Raw genomic sequence first — 15,220 nt, 5'->3', positions numbered from 1 at the left:
ACGATGGAGGGCTAACATGGCCAAATCAGCCAAAATTGGCGTACAGGCAATGATGCTGAGGGACAGCTTCGCCGAAGCCGGGGCATTCGAAACGCTCCGCAAAGTCAGCGAAATCGGCTACAACGCCGTCGAGATCTCCCAGATCCCGATGACACCGGAGAACGTGGCCGAACTGGACCGTTCCCGCGCTGAACTGGGCATGGACATCGCAGCACTCTCCGTGGCCATGGAGACCCCCAAGGGACGCCCCGGCGATTCGTTGGCGGAGCACTTCGACAAGATCGTTGATGACGCCAAGCGCCTGGACTCGAAGTTGCTCCGTATCGGCATGCTGCCGTTTACTGCCATGACTTCGATCGGGGCAGTTGTTGACTTCGCGAAGCAGGCCAACGACTACGCCGAGCGCCTCCAGGAGCAGGGCCTCAGCCTGTATTACCACAACCACCACATCGAGTTCGCGAAGTTCGACGGCAAGTACATGCTGGACATCATCGCGGAAAACTCGCCGGCCATGGGCATGGAAATCGACGTGCACTGGGTACAGCGCGGCGGCCTGGACCCGGTCCGCACGCTGGAAAAGTACGCCGGCCGCACCGCCATGGTCCACCTCAAGGACTACCGGATCGGCATGATGCCGGAGTCCTCCCTGGGGCTGCTGGATTCCGGGGACTTCGCCGGCTTCATGACCGAGTTCAAGAACGTTGTCCAGTTCGCCGAAGTGGGCGAAGGCAACCTGGACTTCGCCTCCATCATCCCGGCCGCGCAGGCTGCCGGCGCCGAGTACCTGCTGGTGGAACAGGACGAGCTCTACGGCCGCACCGTTTGGGAAGCGCTGCAGACCTCCTACGACAACCTCGTTGCGCTGGGACAGGCCGAGCTCTTCTAGCCACCCCCGGCCATACGGTTCCGACAAGCTCAACCAACGAAGAAGGAAGACCACTGTGAGCAAGAAAGTACGCCTTGGCATCATCGGCCTGGGCCAGCAGGGCGGCGCCTACGCCAAGTTCATCACGGACGGACTGGTCCCCAACATGGAGATCGGCGCCATCTGCGACATCGATCCGGCCAAGAAGGAACTGGCCTCTGCCACGTACCCGGACGCGCCGTTCTACGAGGACTACATCGCCATGCTGGAAAGCGGCGACGTTGACGCGGTAGTCACCTGCGTACCGCACTTCCTGCACCCTGAGATGGGCATCGAGACGCTCAAGCGGAACATCCACGCACTGGTGGAGAAGCCGGCCGGCGTTTACACCAAGCAGGTCAAGGAACTGAACGAGTTCGCTGCCGGCAAGCCCGAACTGACTTTCGGCATCATGTTCAACCAGCGCAACAACCCGCTCTACCAGAAGCTCAAAGAGATCGTGGAGGGCGGCGAGATCGGCAAGATCCGCCGGACCAACTGGATCATCACCACCTGGTGGCGGCCGCAGGGATACTACAACTCCAGCGAATGGCGTGCCACGTGGGGCGGCGAGGGCGGCGGCGTCCTGGTCAACCAGGCACCGCACCAGCTGGACCTGTGGCAGTGGATTTGCGGCGTCCCGAAGTCGGTCTACGCGAAGGTGGCGTTCGGCTTCAGGCGCGATATCGCCGTCGAAGACGAAGTGACGGCAGTGGTGGATTACGGCGACGGCGCCACCGGCGTCTTTGTTACCGCCACGCACGACCTGACCGGCACCGACCGCTTCGAAATCCTGGGCGACCAGGGCAAGATCGTCGTCGACGGCAGCAAGACCGCCACCGTGACCCGCCTGCACAAGCCCGAGCGCGAGCTCAGTGAAGGCATGGACATGGACGATGTCCGCAAGCTCTTTATGGGCGAGCTGAACCCGGAACAGTACTACACCACCGAGGTCATCGAGTTCGAGTCCGCCTGGGGTGCCCAGCACTCCGGCGTCCTGGAAAACTTTGCCGCCAACATCCTGGACGGCACGCCGCTGCTGGCCCCGGGCTCGGACGGCATCAACGGCGTGCGCCTGGCCAACGCCATCCACCTTTCCGCCTGGACCGGCAAGGAAGTTGGGCTGGACTTCGACGAGAACGAGTTCCTGGCAGAGCTCAACAAGCGCATCGCCGAAGAGGGCAAGTTCCCGCAGCGCACCTAACCACGCCGGGCACCCCAGCCCAACTGAGTCGCAGTTAATGCCGTTATGAGCGTTCAAAACGGCATTAGCTGCGACCTACTTGGGCAGTTTGCTCGTTAGGATGGGGCGGTGACTGAACCCAAGACGCCCGATGCCGCCACCCCTGCGGACCCGGCCAAAAAGCACGGCCGGGACGGAAAATCCAACGCAACGATTTACGACATCGCGAGGATTGCCGGCGTCAACGCGTCCACGGTTTCACGGGCGCTCAGCAAGCCCGGCCGGGTCAGTCCCAAAACGCAGAAGCTGATCGAGGACGCAGCCGCCGAGCTGAACTACCACGTAAACCCGTTCGCCCGCGCCCTACCCACCGGCAAGACAAACACCTTCGGCCTGATCGTCGCGGACATCACCAACCCCACCTTCTTCGACATCATCCGCGGCGCCGAAACCACCGCGACCGAACGCGACTACACCCTGGTCCTCGCCGAATCGGCCGAGTCCCCGGCAACGGAACTGACGGCCGCCCGCCGCCTGATGGCCACAGTGGACGGCCTGATCCTTGCAAGCCCCCGCATGGACGATGACAACATCCGTGCCTTGGCCCGGGACAAACCCGTGGTGGTCATCAACCGCGAAGTGGAGGGTGTGCCGTGCGTCGTTCCGGACGTGCACAAGGGCCTCAGCGAGGCGGTCCGCAGCCTGGCCGGTAACGGCCACCGGAGGATCGCCTACGTGGCGGGCCCGCCCCAATCCTGGATGTCCGAGCGCCGATGGGAGGGAGTGCAGGCAGCCTGCGAGTGGTCCCGGCTGGAGGCAGTCCGGCTTGAGTCCACCAAACCAACGGTCGACGGCGGCCGGCAGACTGCGCGTGATGTCCGCGCCAGCGGTGCCACTGCGGTGCTGACCTACAACGACCTCCTCGCCATCGGGCTGATGCAGGAGCTCCAGGCCGCCGGCATCACGGTGCCGGACCAGATCAGCATCGTGGGCTTCGATGACATTTTCGGTGCGGACTTCACGACGCCGCCACTCACCACCGTGCGTTCGCCGCTGGGGGAGTGCGGGGCGGGCGCTGCCACGCGGCTCTTGGATCTCCTGCATGGAACCGGCGAGCCGGCGGGCACCCTGAGCGTGGAGACGGAGCTGGTACTCCGCGGTTCCAGCGGACGGATTCTGTCCGCCTGACCAGCCGCGGGGCGGCACGGACCGGTTTGGCAATTTTTGGCAACCGGTTGACAAAAGCAGGGCCAAGCCGGATTATTGACCTATGTCACAGTCGATAGCTGCCAACCCAGACAGGCTCCTGCCCGCCGACCCAGGAACGCGCAGCATCGCGCGCGACCTGCTCCAGCGCGTCCAGGACCTCCCCATTATCTCCCCGCATGGCCACGTTGACGCTGCTGTCATCGAGAACAACACGCCCTTTCCTGATCCGGCGGCGCTGCTGGTCAGCCCGGACCACTACGTCACGCGACTGATCCACGCCAACGGCATTCCCCTGGACAAGCTGCGCGCGGGCGGCGCCACCACCCCCGAATCGAGGGACATCTGGCGCACCTTCGTGGAAGCCTGGCCGCTTTTCGAGGGCACGGCGTCCGGCTACTGGCTCCGCACCCAGTTCGACAGCGTCTTCAAACTGGGCGCAGACCTCGGCGAGATGTCCGCTGACGCCAGCTATGACGCCATTGCCGCCAAGCTCGTTGAGCCCGGCTTCCGTCCACGCCAGCTCTTCAAGGACTTCAACATCGAGGTCCTGGCCACCACGGACGATCCCCTGGACAACCTCGCCAGCCACAAGGCGATCGCCGAGGACCCGACATTCGACGGCCGAGTCCTGCCGACCTTCCGCCCGGATGCCTACCTGAACATCGCGCACCCCACGTGGAGTGCCAACGTGGACCGCCTGATCGACGCCGCCGGCGACGGCGCCACCGGCTACGCTGCCTACATCACGGCCCTGGAGAACCGCCGCCGCTACTTCGTGGAACACGGCGCAGTCTCCGCCGACCACGGCGTGGCCACCCCCGCAACCCTGAAGCTGGACCGTGCCGAGGCCGAGCGGATCTTTGAGCTCGCCCGGGCCGGCAAGGCCACGGCAGAGGACCGCAACACCTTCGAAGCCCACATGATGTACCAGATGGGCCGGATGTCGGTGGAGGACGGGCTGGTCATGACCATCCACCCGGGCTCCTTCCGCAACCACCACACGCCCACGTTCGAGGCCTTCGGCGCCGACACCGGCCACGACATTCCGTTCGCCGTGAACTACACCGAGGGCGTCCGCGCCCTGCTGCAGGACTTCGGCACCGCCAAGGACTTCCACCTGGTGCTCTTCACCATGGACGAGACCGTGTTCTCCCGGGAACTGGCGCCGCTGGCCGGGTTCTACCCGTCCGTCTACCTTGGCGCTCCCTGGTGGTTCCTGGACGCCCCGGATGCGATGCTGCGGTTCCGTTCCGCCGTGACCGAAACCACCGGCTTCTCCCGTTCCTCGGGCTTCATCGACGACACCCGCGCGTTCTGCTCCATCCCGGCCCGCCACGACGCGTCCCGCCGGATTGAAGCCGCTTTCCTGGCCCGCCTCGTGGCCGAGCACCGTGTCAGTGAGGAACGTGCCCACGAACTCATCGTGGATATCGTCGATTCGTCCCCGCGAAGGGTATTCAAACTGTGACCACCGAACAGGCAAGCCCCGAACAGAGCGGCCCCGAGCAGACCGGCACCGAGCAGGCCGGCGCCGAACAGACCGGCAAACCTGCCGGCCCCGGCGCCCTTCCCCAGCTGAACCGGACGCTGCACGCGGCCGCCAAGCCGCCGGTCCGGATCGTCCACCTCGGACTCGGCGCCTTCCACCGCTCGCACCAGGCCTGGTACACCAGCCAGGCCGGCGACGCCGCGGAGTGGGGCATCGCGGCCTTCACCGGCCGCCGCCCGGACGCCGCCGTGGCACTTGCCGGGCAGGACGGACTTTTCACGCTGGTGGAGCGCGGTGACAGCGGCGACTCGTTCGCCGTCGTCGGAAGCATTGTTGAAGCCGTGGACGGCGCGGACGTGCAGCGGCTCGCCGACCTCGTTGCAGCACCGGCCACCGCCATGGTCACGCTGACCGTCACCGAAGCCGCGTACCGGCTCGGTGCCGACGGACAGCTCGACACCACCGCGTCCGACGTCGCCTCGGACCTCGCGCTGCTGGCTTCAGGCAGCGGGAACCCGTCGACGCCGCTGGGCCGCTTGGTCTTTGCCCTCGCCGCCCGCCGGGCTGCCGGAACCGGGCCAATCGCCGTCGTCTGCTGCGACAACCTCGCCAACAATGGCACCGTTGCACGCAACGCCGTGACCGGCCTGGCCGCTGCCTGGGATGCGGACCTCGCCGCCTGGGTGGAGGCGAATGTCAGCTTTGTCAGCACGTCCGTGGACCGCATCACGCCGCGCACCACGGAAGCCGACATCGCCGCCGTCGAGGCCGCTTGCGGGTACCGTGACAGCTCCCCGGTTGTTGCCGAACCCTTTACGAACTGGGTGCTCAGCGGTGACTTCCCCGCCGGCCGCCCACGCTGGGAAGATGCCGGCGCGGTGTTCGTTGACCACATTGAACCCTTCGAGAACCGCAAGCTGTGGCTCCTGAACGGCGCGCATTCCCTGCTGGCGTACGCCGGCCAGCTCCGCAACCACACCACCGTGGCCGAAGCCCTGGCGGACCCGCAGTGCCGCAAGGCGGTGGAAAGCTTCTGGGACGAGGCCGAGGCCAACCTGTCCGGGGCGGCCGCCGGCGGCGCCGACCTCCAGATCCCGGCCTACCGCGATGCCCTGCTGGGACGCTTCAGCAACGCACGCATCGCCCATCACCTGGCCCAGATCGCCATGGACGGCAGTACCAAGCTGCGCATGCGGGCGGTACCGGTACTGCTCGCCGAACGCGCGCAGGGCAAATCCGGAGCTGCTGCGGCCCTGATGATTGCGGCCTGGATCGACTTCACCGCGGCAGCAGAGACGCTCCACGATCCGCTCGCGGCAGAGGTGGCGGAAGCCAACAGGCTGACCGGGACCGAGCGCGTGCGTGCACTGCTCGCACTGGTTGATCCGGCCCTCGCAGCCGACGACGCCGTGGTGGCGCTGGTTGCCGGCGTGCGCGGAACGTTCGCGGCAGGCTCCTAGCCGGACCTCCCGGTACAGCACTTGTCATAACAGCACTGCCTGGTCCGGAATCCCGGACCGGGCGGTGCTGTTTTCGTGACCCGCGCCTTCGTTAAGTTTCAACAGAAATTTATGGCAACCGCTTGCCATTTAATTGCCAAGTGATTAGGATTACAGCAACGAGTTACCAGCGGCGGCACTTCCCGTCGGATGTGGATTTTTCCGGTTCCAGGGGCGGCCCGCAGATTCACAGCTTCATAGCATTTCAATAGTTCGCCGGCTTCCAAAGCGGCAAGGGTAAAGGAGCCCAATCATGAAAAAGCTAAACAAGCTCAGCATCGTCGGCTACGGGGCCGGCGATGCCGCCAACAATCTCGCTTTTACCACCGCCACCATGTTCCTGCTGGTGTACTACACGGACGTCGCCGGTATCTCCGCAGCGGCCGCCGGAACACTGCTGCTCGTGGTCCGGCTGTTCGATGCCTTCGCTGACGTCTTTGCAGGCCGGATCGTTGACCGGACCTTCAGCAAGCGTTTCGGTAAATTCCGGCCCTTCATCATGTTCGGCTCCATCCCGTTGCTCCTGCTGAGCGTAGCGGTGTTCTCCGTTCCGCAAATCGGTGAGTCCGGCATGCTGCTGTACGCCTATGGGACCTACGCGGCCCTTGGCCTTGCTTACAGCCTCGTGAACATTCCGTACGGCTCGCTGGCCGGTGCCATGACGCAGGACCCGGGTGAGCGCGCCAAGCTCGGCTCGGCCCGCCTTGTCGGGGCCCTTACAGTGAGCTCCGCCCTGGGTATCTTCGTCGCCCCGCTGGTCAAGCCCGGCGCCGACCTCCAGTCGACGTTCACCACCATCACGCTCATCTTCGTGGTGATCGGCACGGCGCTGTATTTCTTCACGGCTTTGACGGCCAAGGAACGCGTGCACCGCGCAGTGCCCAACGTGACGTTGAAGCAAAGCCTGGAGACCCTGAAGACCAACAAGCCCCTCATGATGCTGTGCCTCAGCTCCTTCTTTTTCCTCACCGGCTACCTGGCACTGACGTCCGTCCAGTTGTACTACCTGCGCGACGTCCTCGGCCGGCTGGACCTCTACCCCGTGCTGTCCATCGTCCAGCTGGTCCTGACCTTCGTCCTGGCCGGGTTTATGCCCAAGCTGGTCCGGACCATCGGCAAGAAGAGCGTTTACGTCTATGCCTCCCTGATCACCGTGGTGGGTGGCGCGATCATCTTCTTCAGCCCCGCCAGCCAGGTCTGGATGGGTTTCTCCGGCCTGGTGGTCAGCCTCGTGGGTGTCCTCTCAGTCAACATCGTTGTGTGGGCCCTCGAAGCCGACACCGTTGAGTACGGCGAATGGAAGACCGGCGTCCGCACCGAAGGCATCACGTACGCACTGTTCTCCTTTACCCGCAAGTCCGGCCAGGCCGTGGGTGGCTCCCTCGCTGCGTACGCCCTCGCCCTGGGCGGCTACAAGTCCGGCGGAGTGGCGCAGACCGCGGACGCCGTGTACGGCATTCAGATCGCAGCGGGCGCGCTTCCGGCCGTCATGACTATCCTTGCGGTATTGGTAATGACCAAGTACACGCTGACCGATGCCAAGCACGCGGAAATCCTCAAGGAGATCCAGGCCCGCCGCACCAAGACGGCGCATGCCAGCAGCCCGGCTGACGCCAACCACGACGCCACCACCGCCGGCGGCACCACCCCCGCCGCCGGCACCAGCACCGCCGGCGGCACCAGCACCGCCGCCGGCACCAGTACGCCTGCTGACGCCAGCAAGCCCCCGCGCCAAAAGCTTTAAGTACCACCTCCTTACCTGTAGTCCTCGAAAGGATCTGCCGTGAAAATCATTGCCGCTGAAGTGTTCGTGACAAGCCCGTCCCGGAACTTTGTGACCCTGCGCATCACAACGGACGACGGCGTCACCGGCATCGGTGACGCCACGCTGAATGGCCGCGAACTGGCTGTCGCCGCATACCTCAAGGAGCATGTTGCACAGCTGCTGATCGGCAAGGATCCGCACAAGATCGAGGACACCTGGCAGTTCCTGTACCGCAGCTCGTACTGGCGCCGCGGCCCGGTCACGATGGCGGCCATCGCCGCCGTCGACATGGCCCTGTGGGACATCAAGGGCAAGATGGCCAACATGCCGGTCTACCAGCTGCTGGGCGGGGCGTCACGCAACGGCCTGCGTGCTTACGGCCACGCTTCCGGCGCGGACATCGAGTCGCTGTTCGATTCCGTCCGGGAGCACCTGGAACTGGGCTACAAGTCAGTCCGTATCCAGACAGCCGTCCCGGGCATCAAGGCCGTCTACGGTGTGGCCGCCCAGGCCCAGGCCTCGGGCGAGCGTTATGACTACGAGCCCGCCGGCCGCGGCGCGTTCCCCGTGGAAGAGGACTGGGACACCCGCGCCTACCTGCGCCACCTGCCCACCGTCTTCGAAGCCGTGCGCAACGAGTTCGGCCCGGAACTGCCGCTGCTGCACGACGGCCACCACCGCATGACCCCCATCCAGGCGGCCAAGCTTGGCAAGGCACTGGAACCGTACGACCTGTTCTGGCTCGAGGACTGCACGCCGGCCGAAAACCAGGAAGCACTGCGCCTGGTCCGCCAGCACACCACCACCCCGCTGGCCATCGGTGAAATCTTCAACACCGTGTACGACTACCAGACCATCATCAAGGAACAGCTGATCGACTACGTCCGCGCAGCCTCCACCCACTTCGGCGGCATCTCCCCGCTGAAGAAGGTCATGGACTTCGCCGCCCAGTACCAGATCAAATCCGGCTTCCACGGCCCCACCGACATCTCCCCGGTGGGCTTCGCCGCCCAGCTGCACGTGGGCCTGGCCATCCACAACTACGGCATCCAGGAATACATGCAGCACTCCGACAAGACCAACGAGGTCTTCGAGCAGTCCATGACGTTCGTGGACGGCTACCTGCACCCGGGCGACAAGCCCGGCATCGGCGTCGAATTCAACGAAGAGGCCGCGGCAGCGTATCCGTACCAGCAGGCCTACCTGCCGTACAACCGCCTGGTGGACGGAACGGTGCACGACTGGTGATCAACGCTACTTCGCCCTCCGCAGGAGGAGGGGCCACCGGTCCCCGCGTCATCGTCATGGGCGTCTCCGGCTGCGGCAAGACCACCATCGGTGACCTCGTGGCCCGTGAACTGAGTATTCCGTTCCTCGACGCCGACTCCCTCCACCCGGTGGACAACGTCGCCAAGATGGCAGCGGGCATCCCGCTGACCGACGAGGACCGCTGGCCGTGGCTCGCCACGGTGGGCTCGAAACTGGCAGCAGCAGGCGAGGGTGGCCTGGTCCTGGCCTGCTCGGCGCTCCGCCGCAGCTACCGGGACGCCATCCGCGCCCAGGCGCCGGAGACCGTATTCCTGCACCTGCACGGCAGCAAAGAGGTTCTTAGGGCACGGACCGAAGGGCGTTCCGGGCACTTCATGCCGCCGGCGCTGCTGGAATCGCAGCTGGCCACCCTTGAACCGCTGGAAGCGGACGAGGCAGGCGTCGTGGTGGACATCGCCGGCCCGGTGGCCCAGGTCATGGTTGACGCGCTGGCGGGAATCTCCGCCGCAGTGAAGGCCGCCGCCAAGGCAACCACAGCGCCCGACGGCGGAACTCCGGCAGGTGCCTCCGTGGGCGGCACCTCCGGTGCCGCCGGCACCCAGGGCCGCCAGTTCGCCGTCGACCTTCAGGCCGCGCCGTTCAACCTCGACGATGCGGCGGTGGACTGGGTGAATTCCACCCTGGAATCGATGACGCTTGAGGAAAAGATCGGCCAGCTGTTCATCAACCACAACAACGATTACTCCCCGGAGTACCTCGATGGTGTGCTGGAGGACTTCCACGTGGGCGGCATGCGCTACCGGCCGGGCCCCTCGGGCGCTGTCCAGGAGCACATCCGTTACGCGCAGTCCAAGTCCAAGGTGCCGCTGCTGGTGGCATCCAACCCGGAAATGGGAGGCGCCGGCAGCTGCGACGACGGCACGTTTGTGTCCACGCACCTGCAGGCCGGCTCGCACCCGGACAAGTCCATCGCCCGGAAGATGGGCCAGGTGGCCGGCGTTGAAACCGCGGCGCTGGGCTGCAACTGGGCTTTCGCGCCGATCGTGGACATCCACTACAACTGGCGGAACACGGTCATCTCCACCCGGTCCTTCGGCAACACGCCGGAGATCGTGGTGGAGCGCGCCAAGGAATACTTCGACGGCATCAGCGAGTCACCGACTGCCTGCGCCATGAAGCACTTCCCCGGTGACGGGGTGGACGAGCGCGACCAGCACGTGGTCACCTCGTACAACACTTTCGGCTACGACGAGTGGAACAAGACCTACGGGCACGTCTACCGCGAAATGATCGGCCACGGAGTGCAGTCGATCATGATCGGGCACATCGGGGCGCCGGAGTTGTCCCGGCACTTCCGTCCGGGCCTGGCCGACAAGGACATCAAGCCTGCCACGCTGGCGCCGGAACTGCTCCAGGACCTGCTCCGCGGCGAGCTCGGCTTCAACGGGCTGATCCTCACGGATGCTTCGCAGATGATCGGGCTCACCCAGGCCATGAAGCGCAAGGACCTGGTTCCTGCGACCATCGCCGCGGGCTGCGACATGTTCCTGTTCTTCCGCAACCCCGCCGAGGATTTCGGCTACATGCTCGATGGCTACAAGTCCGGCATCATCACCGAGCAGCGCCTGCACGACGCCCTGCGCCGCATCCTGGCACTCAAGGCCTCGCTGGGCCTGCACCGCAAGGAACGCGGCGAGCTGGTTCCGCCGGCGGAGGCGCTGGCCAAGATCGGCAGTGCGGAGCACCGTGCCGTTGCCGCCGAGGTAGCGGACAAGACCGTCACCCTGGTCAAGGACACCGCGAACAACCTGCCCATCACGCCGGAAACGCACAAACGGATCCGCCTGTACGGGATCTCCGGCGACTCGGACTTCACCCGGGCGGACCCGCTGGCCTACCTGGACAAGGTCAAGGACGAGCTGGAAAAAGCCGGCTTCGAGGTGCACCTGTTCAAGACGGCAGCCCAGCGTGAGGCTGCGGGGGAGACGGGCATCAACTTCATGTCCGTCATCTCCGAGGAAGCCACCGGCGACTACGCGGACAAGTATGACGCCGCGTTCGTGTTCGCCAACGTCAAGGGTTTCGCGCAGGAAGCGGCCATCCGCATCAAGTGGTCCACTCCCATGGCGGCCGAGATCCCGTGGTACGTCACCGAGGTGCCCACGGTGCTGGTGTCGCTGAACCAGCCCAACCACCTCATTGACGTGCCGATGGTCAAGACCGCCATCCACACGCACGCGGATTCCGTGGAGGCCATCCGGGCCACCATCGAAAAGATCATGGGCAAGTCCGACTTCCAGGGGACGTTCAATGAGAACGTCTTCTGCGACTCGTTCGACACCCGGCTCTAAGCGGTAACTGCACCGTACGAAGGCCGCACGCGATGTTACGCGTGCGGCCTTTGTGCGTCCGGCGTAGCGTTAGGGCATGGAGCGAACGGGGTGCGCTGTTGTAGGTGGAGGCCCGGCGGGCATGGTGCTGGGGCTGCTGCTGGCCCGGGCGGGCGTGAACGTCACCGTTCTTGAAAAGCATGGCGACTTCCTGCGTGATTTCCGCGGCGACACCGTGCATGCCTCCACGATCCGGCTGATTGACGAGCTTGGCCTCGGCGACGAATTCCGCAAACTTCCGCAGAGCCGGCTGAGCACCGTGGCCTTACCCGTCCCGGGCGCCGGCCTGGTCACCTTCGGCGATTTCGCGTCTTTGAAGCCTCCGTACAACTACATCGCCATGATGCCGCAGTGGGACTTCCTGAACTTCCTGGCCACCGAGGCCGCGCGCGAACCCACCTTCACGCTCCTGATGGAACATGAAGCCACGTCGTTAATGCTCGACGGCGGCCGCGTCACCGGCGTCCGCTACCGGACGCGTGATGGCAGGGAGGGAGGGCTCGGCGCGGACCTTGTGGTGGGTGCCGACGGGCGTCATTCCGTGCTGCGTCGTGGCGCCGGGTTGCAGCCGAAGGAGTACCCCGTACCCTTCGACACGTGGTGGTTCAGGCTTCCGCGACATGCCTCGGAAAAGGGCGCGGTGGCGGGGATCGTCCCCGCCTTCCGGCCCGGGGAGGCCATGATTGCACTGTTCCGTGACGACTATTACCAGATGGGGTACCTCGGCCCGAAGGGAATGGACGCGCGGCTCCGGGCTGAGGGGGTGGAACGGTTCAGGGAACGGGTTGCCGGGCTGCGGCCCGACCTGGCTGACCGGGTGGATGCCATCCGTTCGGTCGAGGACCTTCACTGGCTGGATGTGCGGCTGGACCGGCTGAAGCGGTGGTACGTTGACGGGCTGCTGTGCATCGGGGACGCCGCCCACGCCATGTCGCCGGCCGGAGGCGTGGGGATCAACCTGGCCATCCAGGATGCCGTCGCGGCCGCGGCCCGGCTGGCTCCTGCGCTTCTCCAGAGGCACGTGAGTGTAAAGGACCTCGCCGCGGTTCAACGGCGACGCAGGATGCCCACCGTTGTGGTCCAAACCGTCCAACGTGTCATGCACCGGGCAGTGTTCGTTCCGTTGTTCGCCGGGAAGAGGAGAGGGGTCCCGCCGTTCCTGCTTTTTGCGGCCCGGCGTGTTCCGGTGACGCGGTGGCTCCTGCCCCGGATGATCGCCTTCGGGCCCAGGCCCGAACACGCGCCGGCCTTTGCGCGCCGCGTTCAGTTGCGGGAGACCGGAGGGCGCGTCGTCACAAACCCGGAAACCACTAAACTGGAGACCATGACTTCCCCTCTTGATGCCGCCGCTGCACGTGCCCGCCTCCTGGAACTGATCAAGGAACTTGCCGTTGTCCGCGGCAAGGTGATCCTGTCCAGCGGTGCCGAGGCCGACTACTACATCGATCTGCGCCGCATCACGTTGCACCACGAGGCTTCCAAGCTTGTGGGTCAGGTCATGCTGGCATTGGCGGACGACGCCGGGATCGACTTTGAGTGTGCCGGTGGCCTGACCATGGGTGCTGACCCCGTGGGCACCGCGGTGATGCACGCGGCGGTTGATGCCGGCCGGCCCGTGGACGCTTTTGTGGTCCGCAAGGCCCAGAAGTCCTACGGCATGGGCCGCCAGGTTGAAGGGCCGTCGGTCGAGGGGCGCAAAGTCCTGGTGCTTGAGGATACGTCCACCACCGGCGGGTCCGCGCTGACCGCCGTCGAAGGTGTCCGCAAGGCCGGCGGCAACGTGGTGGCTGTGGCTGTCATCGTTGACCGGGACACCGGGGCCAAGGAAAAGATCGAGGCCGAGACCGGAGTGCCGTACCTGTTCGCCTTCGGCAAGGATGAGTTAGGACTTTCCTAGCGGTCAAGGCCTGGGAAGCCGGGCGCAGCAGCCAAAGGGCCGGTACAATTCTCTCAGGCCTTTTCGCACCAATTGGAGAACGCGCGCCATGCTCCCACCCGAATCACCGTTGAACACCGCCGAACAGGTCCAGAACCTCATCCTGGAGAGTGCGGATTTTGAGGAGTTCCTCAATGAGTTGGCCCGGTTTTCGGCGCACCAGATGGCAGGCGACGGCGACGACGCCCTGTGCGGAATCACCCTCCTCCGTGACCGCAAGGCGGCCACCATCGGCTGGAGCAGCGACGACGCCCGCGACGTGGACGAAATCCAATACTCGCTGTCTCAGGGCCCCTGCCTGACGGCGGCCGAGGAGCAACGCGAAGTCAGCGTGCCGGACCTGTTCGAGGAGGACCGGTGGGGGCCCGTGTACGCCGATGCCGTGGCCTCCCACGGTCTGCGCTCAGTACTTTCGCTGCCCTTCAACCTTCAGGGCGAGGCGCGGGCTGCGCTGAACCTCTATTCGAACGTCCCGCACAAATTCGACGAACGTGCCGCAGCCAAGGCCCGGGGCTTTACCAGGGAGATCTCCCAGGCCCTGCGGCTGGCGGTCAGGTTTGCACTGCACAGTGACAGCGCCACTAACCTGCGGGCCACCCTGGAGTCCCGCACCGTCATCGACATCGCGATTGGCGTGGTGATGGCACAGAACCGCTGCAGCCAGGACGCCGCGGTCCAGATCCTGACGGACGCGTCAAGCAACAGCAATACCAAGCTGCGCGATATTGCCAAGGCACTCGTGGACTCCGTGGGCGGAGTGGGCACCCGCACCCACTACCAGCAGCCGGGTAGGGCCCAGGTGGGTTGACGCCCACCGCGTGCGCTTGTGCCGGATCAATCCGGAGGTTACGCTTACGGAGGTTGAGCCGTCGGCCATAGACATCCCCTTTATTTGGAGTACCTATGGACCACGCCTCGGATGGCACTGCCGCCCTCAACGCCACCACCAACCGTGACGATCTGACAGACACCGTCCGGATTGACGTGCTCGGTAGCCTCGACGAGGCATCGCGCCCGGCCCTCGTCCATATGATTCAGAGGCTCCGCAGCCTGGGAGTCCAGTCCCACGTCAGCGTGGACCTGTCCCATGCCGCCCGGGTGGAATCAACTGCATTGGCGGGTCTTCGCGTGGACTTGAACGCGATGGAAGGCGCGCCCGGCACTCTCGGCGGCGGCGTCTCGTTGATGCTGACCGGCGTGGGGGCGGAACAGCCGGCTGACGACACCGTAGTCCCGCTACGGGAAATCACTGATGTGCTTGAGGCCGAACTTGCCGCCTCTGTCGAAACAGGCAGGCGAGGGGCCAGCGAGCCGACTTCGGTGCCGCTGGCCGTCCGCCCACTGGAGGAATACTCCGACGAGGAGCTCTTCGCCGCCAGCGATGAAGTCTTTTCGCTGCTTGACGACCCCGAGGCCCTGGGCGGTCCGGACCTGCTTGGCAGGTACAACGACATCGGCCAGGAAATTCTGCGGCGGACCCCGCTTAGTGAGATCCTGAACCCGGCAGCGGAGCGGCAAGCCGCAAGCTGACGCCTTTCCCCCCGCCCGGCGCGGGAGAAACCGGGTTGCGGGGGCG

At 65.4% G+C, this 15,220-nt stretch carries 11 protein-coding genes and 1 pseudogene; all 12 read left to right on the top strand.

Annotated features, from left to right (window positions below; all coding sequences use genetic code 11):
* Positions 1-16 precede the first annotated feature (16 nt).
* The 12 genes and pseudogenes from IAQ70_RS11825 (at position 17) to IAQ70_RS11775 (ending at position 15,174) form a co-directional block, all read left to right on the top strand.
* Positions 17-886 carry a sugar phosphate isomerase/epimerase family protein gene (locus IAQ70_RS11825; RefSeq protein WP_223859970.1) on the top strand — a complete coding sequence of 290 codons (870 nt, stop codon included), beginning with the start codon at positions 17-19 and terminating at the stop codon, positions 884-886.
* A 55-nt stretch (positions 887-941) separates the two neighbouring features.
* A complete protein-coding gene (locus IAQ70_RS11820; protein WP_190989512.1) occupies positions 942-2,108 on the top strand; it encodes a Gfo/Idh/MocA family protein in 1,167 nt (388 codons plus the stop codon).
* A gap of 108 nt (positions 2,109-2,216) precedes the next feature.
* Positions 2,217-3,275: a LacI family DNA-binding transcriptional regulator gene (locus IAQ70_RS11815; RefSeq protein WP_190989511.1), complete on the top strand. Its 1,059-nt coding sequence runs from the start codon at positions 2,217-2,219 to the stop codon at positions 3,273-3,275.
* 82 nt (positions 3,276-3,357) lie between these two features.
* Complete coding sequence (uxaC, locus tag IAQ70_RS11810; RefSeq protein WP_190989510.1) at positions 3,358-4,764, top strand: glucuronate isomerase; 1,407 nt, start codon at positions 3,358-3,360, stop codon at positions 4,762-4,764.
* Positions 4,765-4,871: 107 nt separating this feature from the next.
* Positions 4,872-6,245 (top strand): mannitol dehydrogenase family protein, encoded by a 1,374-nt coding sequence (locus IAQ70_RS11805; protein ID WP_190989643.1) that lies wholly within the window; start codon positions 4,872-4,874, stop codon positions 6,243-6,245.
* A 292-nt stretch (positions 6,246-6,537) separates the two neighbouring features.
* Positions 6,538-8,028, top strand: coding sequence for a glucuronide transporter (uidB, locus tag IAQ70_RS11800; RefSeq protein WP_190989509.1), 1,491 nt, complete (start codon positions 6,538-6,540; stop codon positions 8,026-8,028).
* 39 nt (positions 8,029-8,067) lie between these two features.
* Positions 8,068-9,297 carry a D-mannonate dehydratase ManD gene (manD, locus tag IAQ70_RS11795; protein ID WP_108600586.1) on the top strand — a complete coding sequence of 410 codons (1,230 nt, stop codon included), beginning with the start codon at positions 8,068-8,070 and terminating at the stop codon, positions 9,295-9,297.
* Positions 9,298-9,353: 56 nt separating this feature from the next.
* On the top strand, positions 9,354-11,669 hold the full coding sequence (locus tag IAQ70_RS11790; RefSeq protein ID WP_190989642.1) for a gluconokinase, GntK/IdnK-type: 2,316 nt from the start codon (positions 9,354-9,356) through the stop codon (positions 11,667-11,669).
* 76 nt (positions 11,670-11,745) lie between these two features.
* Positions 11,746-12,957: pseudogene (locus IAQ70_RS11785) on the top strand (FAD-dependent oxidoreductase); the annotation flags it as partial.
* A 75-nt stretch (positions 12,958-13,032) separates the two neighbouring features.
* The gene (gene pyrE / locus IAQ70_RS22755) at positions 13,033-13,605 is read left to right on the top strand and encodes an orotate phosphoribosyltransferase (protein WP_223859992.1); all 573 of its coding nucleotides are present in this window, start codon (positions 13,033-13,035) and stop codon (positions 13,603-13,605) included.
* A gap of 88 nt (positions 13,606-13,693) precedes the next feature.
* The gene (locus tag IAQ70_RS11780; protein ID WP_190989507.1) at positions 13,694-14,452 is read left to right on the top strand and encodes a GAF and ANTAR domain-containing protein; all 759 of its coding nucleotides are present in this window, start codon (positions 13,694-13,696) and stop codon (positions 14,450-14,452) included.
* Between the two features lie 95 nt (positions 14,453-14,547).
* Positions 14,548-15,174 carry a hypothetical protein gene (locus IAQ70_RS11775; protein ID WP_190989506.1) on the top strand — a complete coding sequence of 209 codons (627 nt, stop codon included), beginning with the start codon at positions 14,548-14,550 and terminating at the stop codon, positions 15,172-15,174.
* Positions 15,175-15,220: the final 46 nt, after the last annotated feature.

It is taken from the genome of Pseudarthrobacter sulfonivorans (assembly GCF_014712225.1).
Lineage (GTDB): Bacteria > Actinomycetota > Actinomycetes > Actinomycetales > Micrococcaceae > Arthrobacter > Arthrobacter sulfonivorans.
The sequence above is the reverse complement of the archived record's forward strand: the minus strand, read 5'-3'. Positions and strand labels throughout refer to the sequence as shown.

Excerpts from the sequence above, each read along its gene's own strand:
- IAQ70_RS11825 (WP_223859970.1), top strand. The coding sequence starts at position 17 with ATGGCCAAATCAGCCAAAATTGGCGTACAGGCAATGATGCTGAGGGAC.
- IAQ70_RS11775 (WP_190989506.1), top strand. The coding sequence starts at position 14,548 with ATGGACCACGCCTCGGATGGCACTGCCGCCCTCAACGCCACCACCAAC.
- IAQ70_RS11780 (WP_190989507.1), top strand. The coding sequence starts at position 13,694 with ATGCTCCCACCCGAATCACCGTTGAACACCGCCGAACAGGTCCAGAAC.
- pyrE (WP_223859992.1), top strand. The coding sequence starts at position 13,033 with ATGACTTCCCCTCTTGATGCCGCCGCTGCACGTGCCCGCCTCCTGGAA.
- IAQ70_RS11790 (WP_190989642.1), top strand. The coding sequence starts at position 9,354 with ATGGGCGTCTCCGGCTGCGGCAAGACCACCATCGGTGACCTCGTGGCC.
- uidB (WP_190989509.1), top strand. The coding sequence starts at position 6,538 with ATGAAAAAGCTAAACAAGCTCAGCATCGTCGGCTACGGGGCCGGCGAT.
- uxaC (WP_190989510.1), top strand. The coding sequence starts at position 3,358 with ATGTCACAGTCGATAGCTGCCAACCCAGACAGGCTCCTGCCCGCCGAC.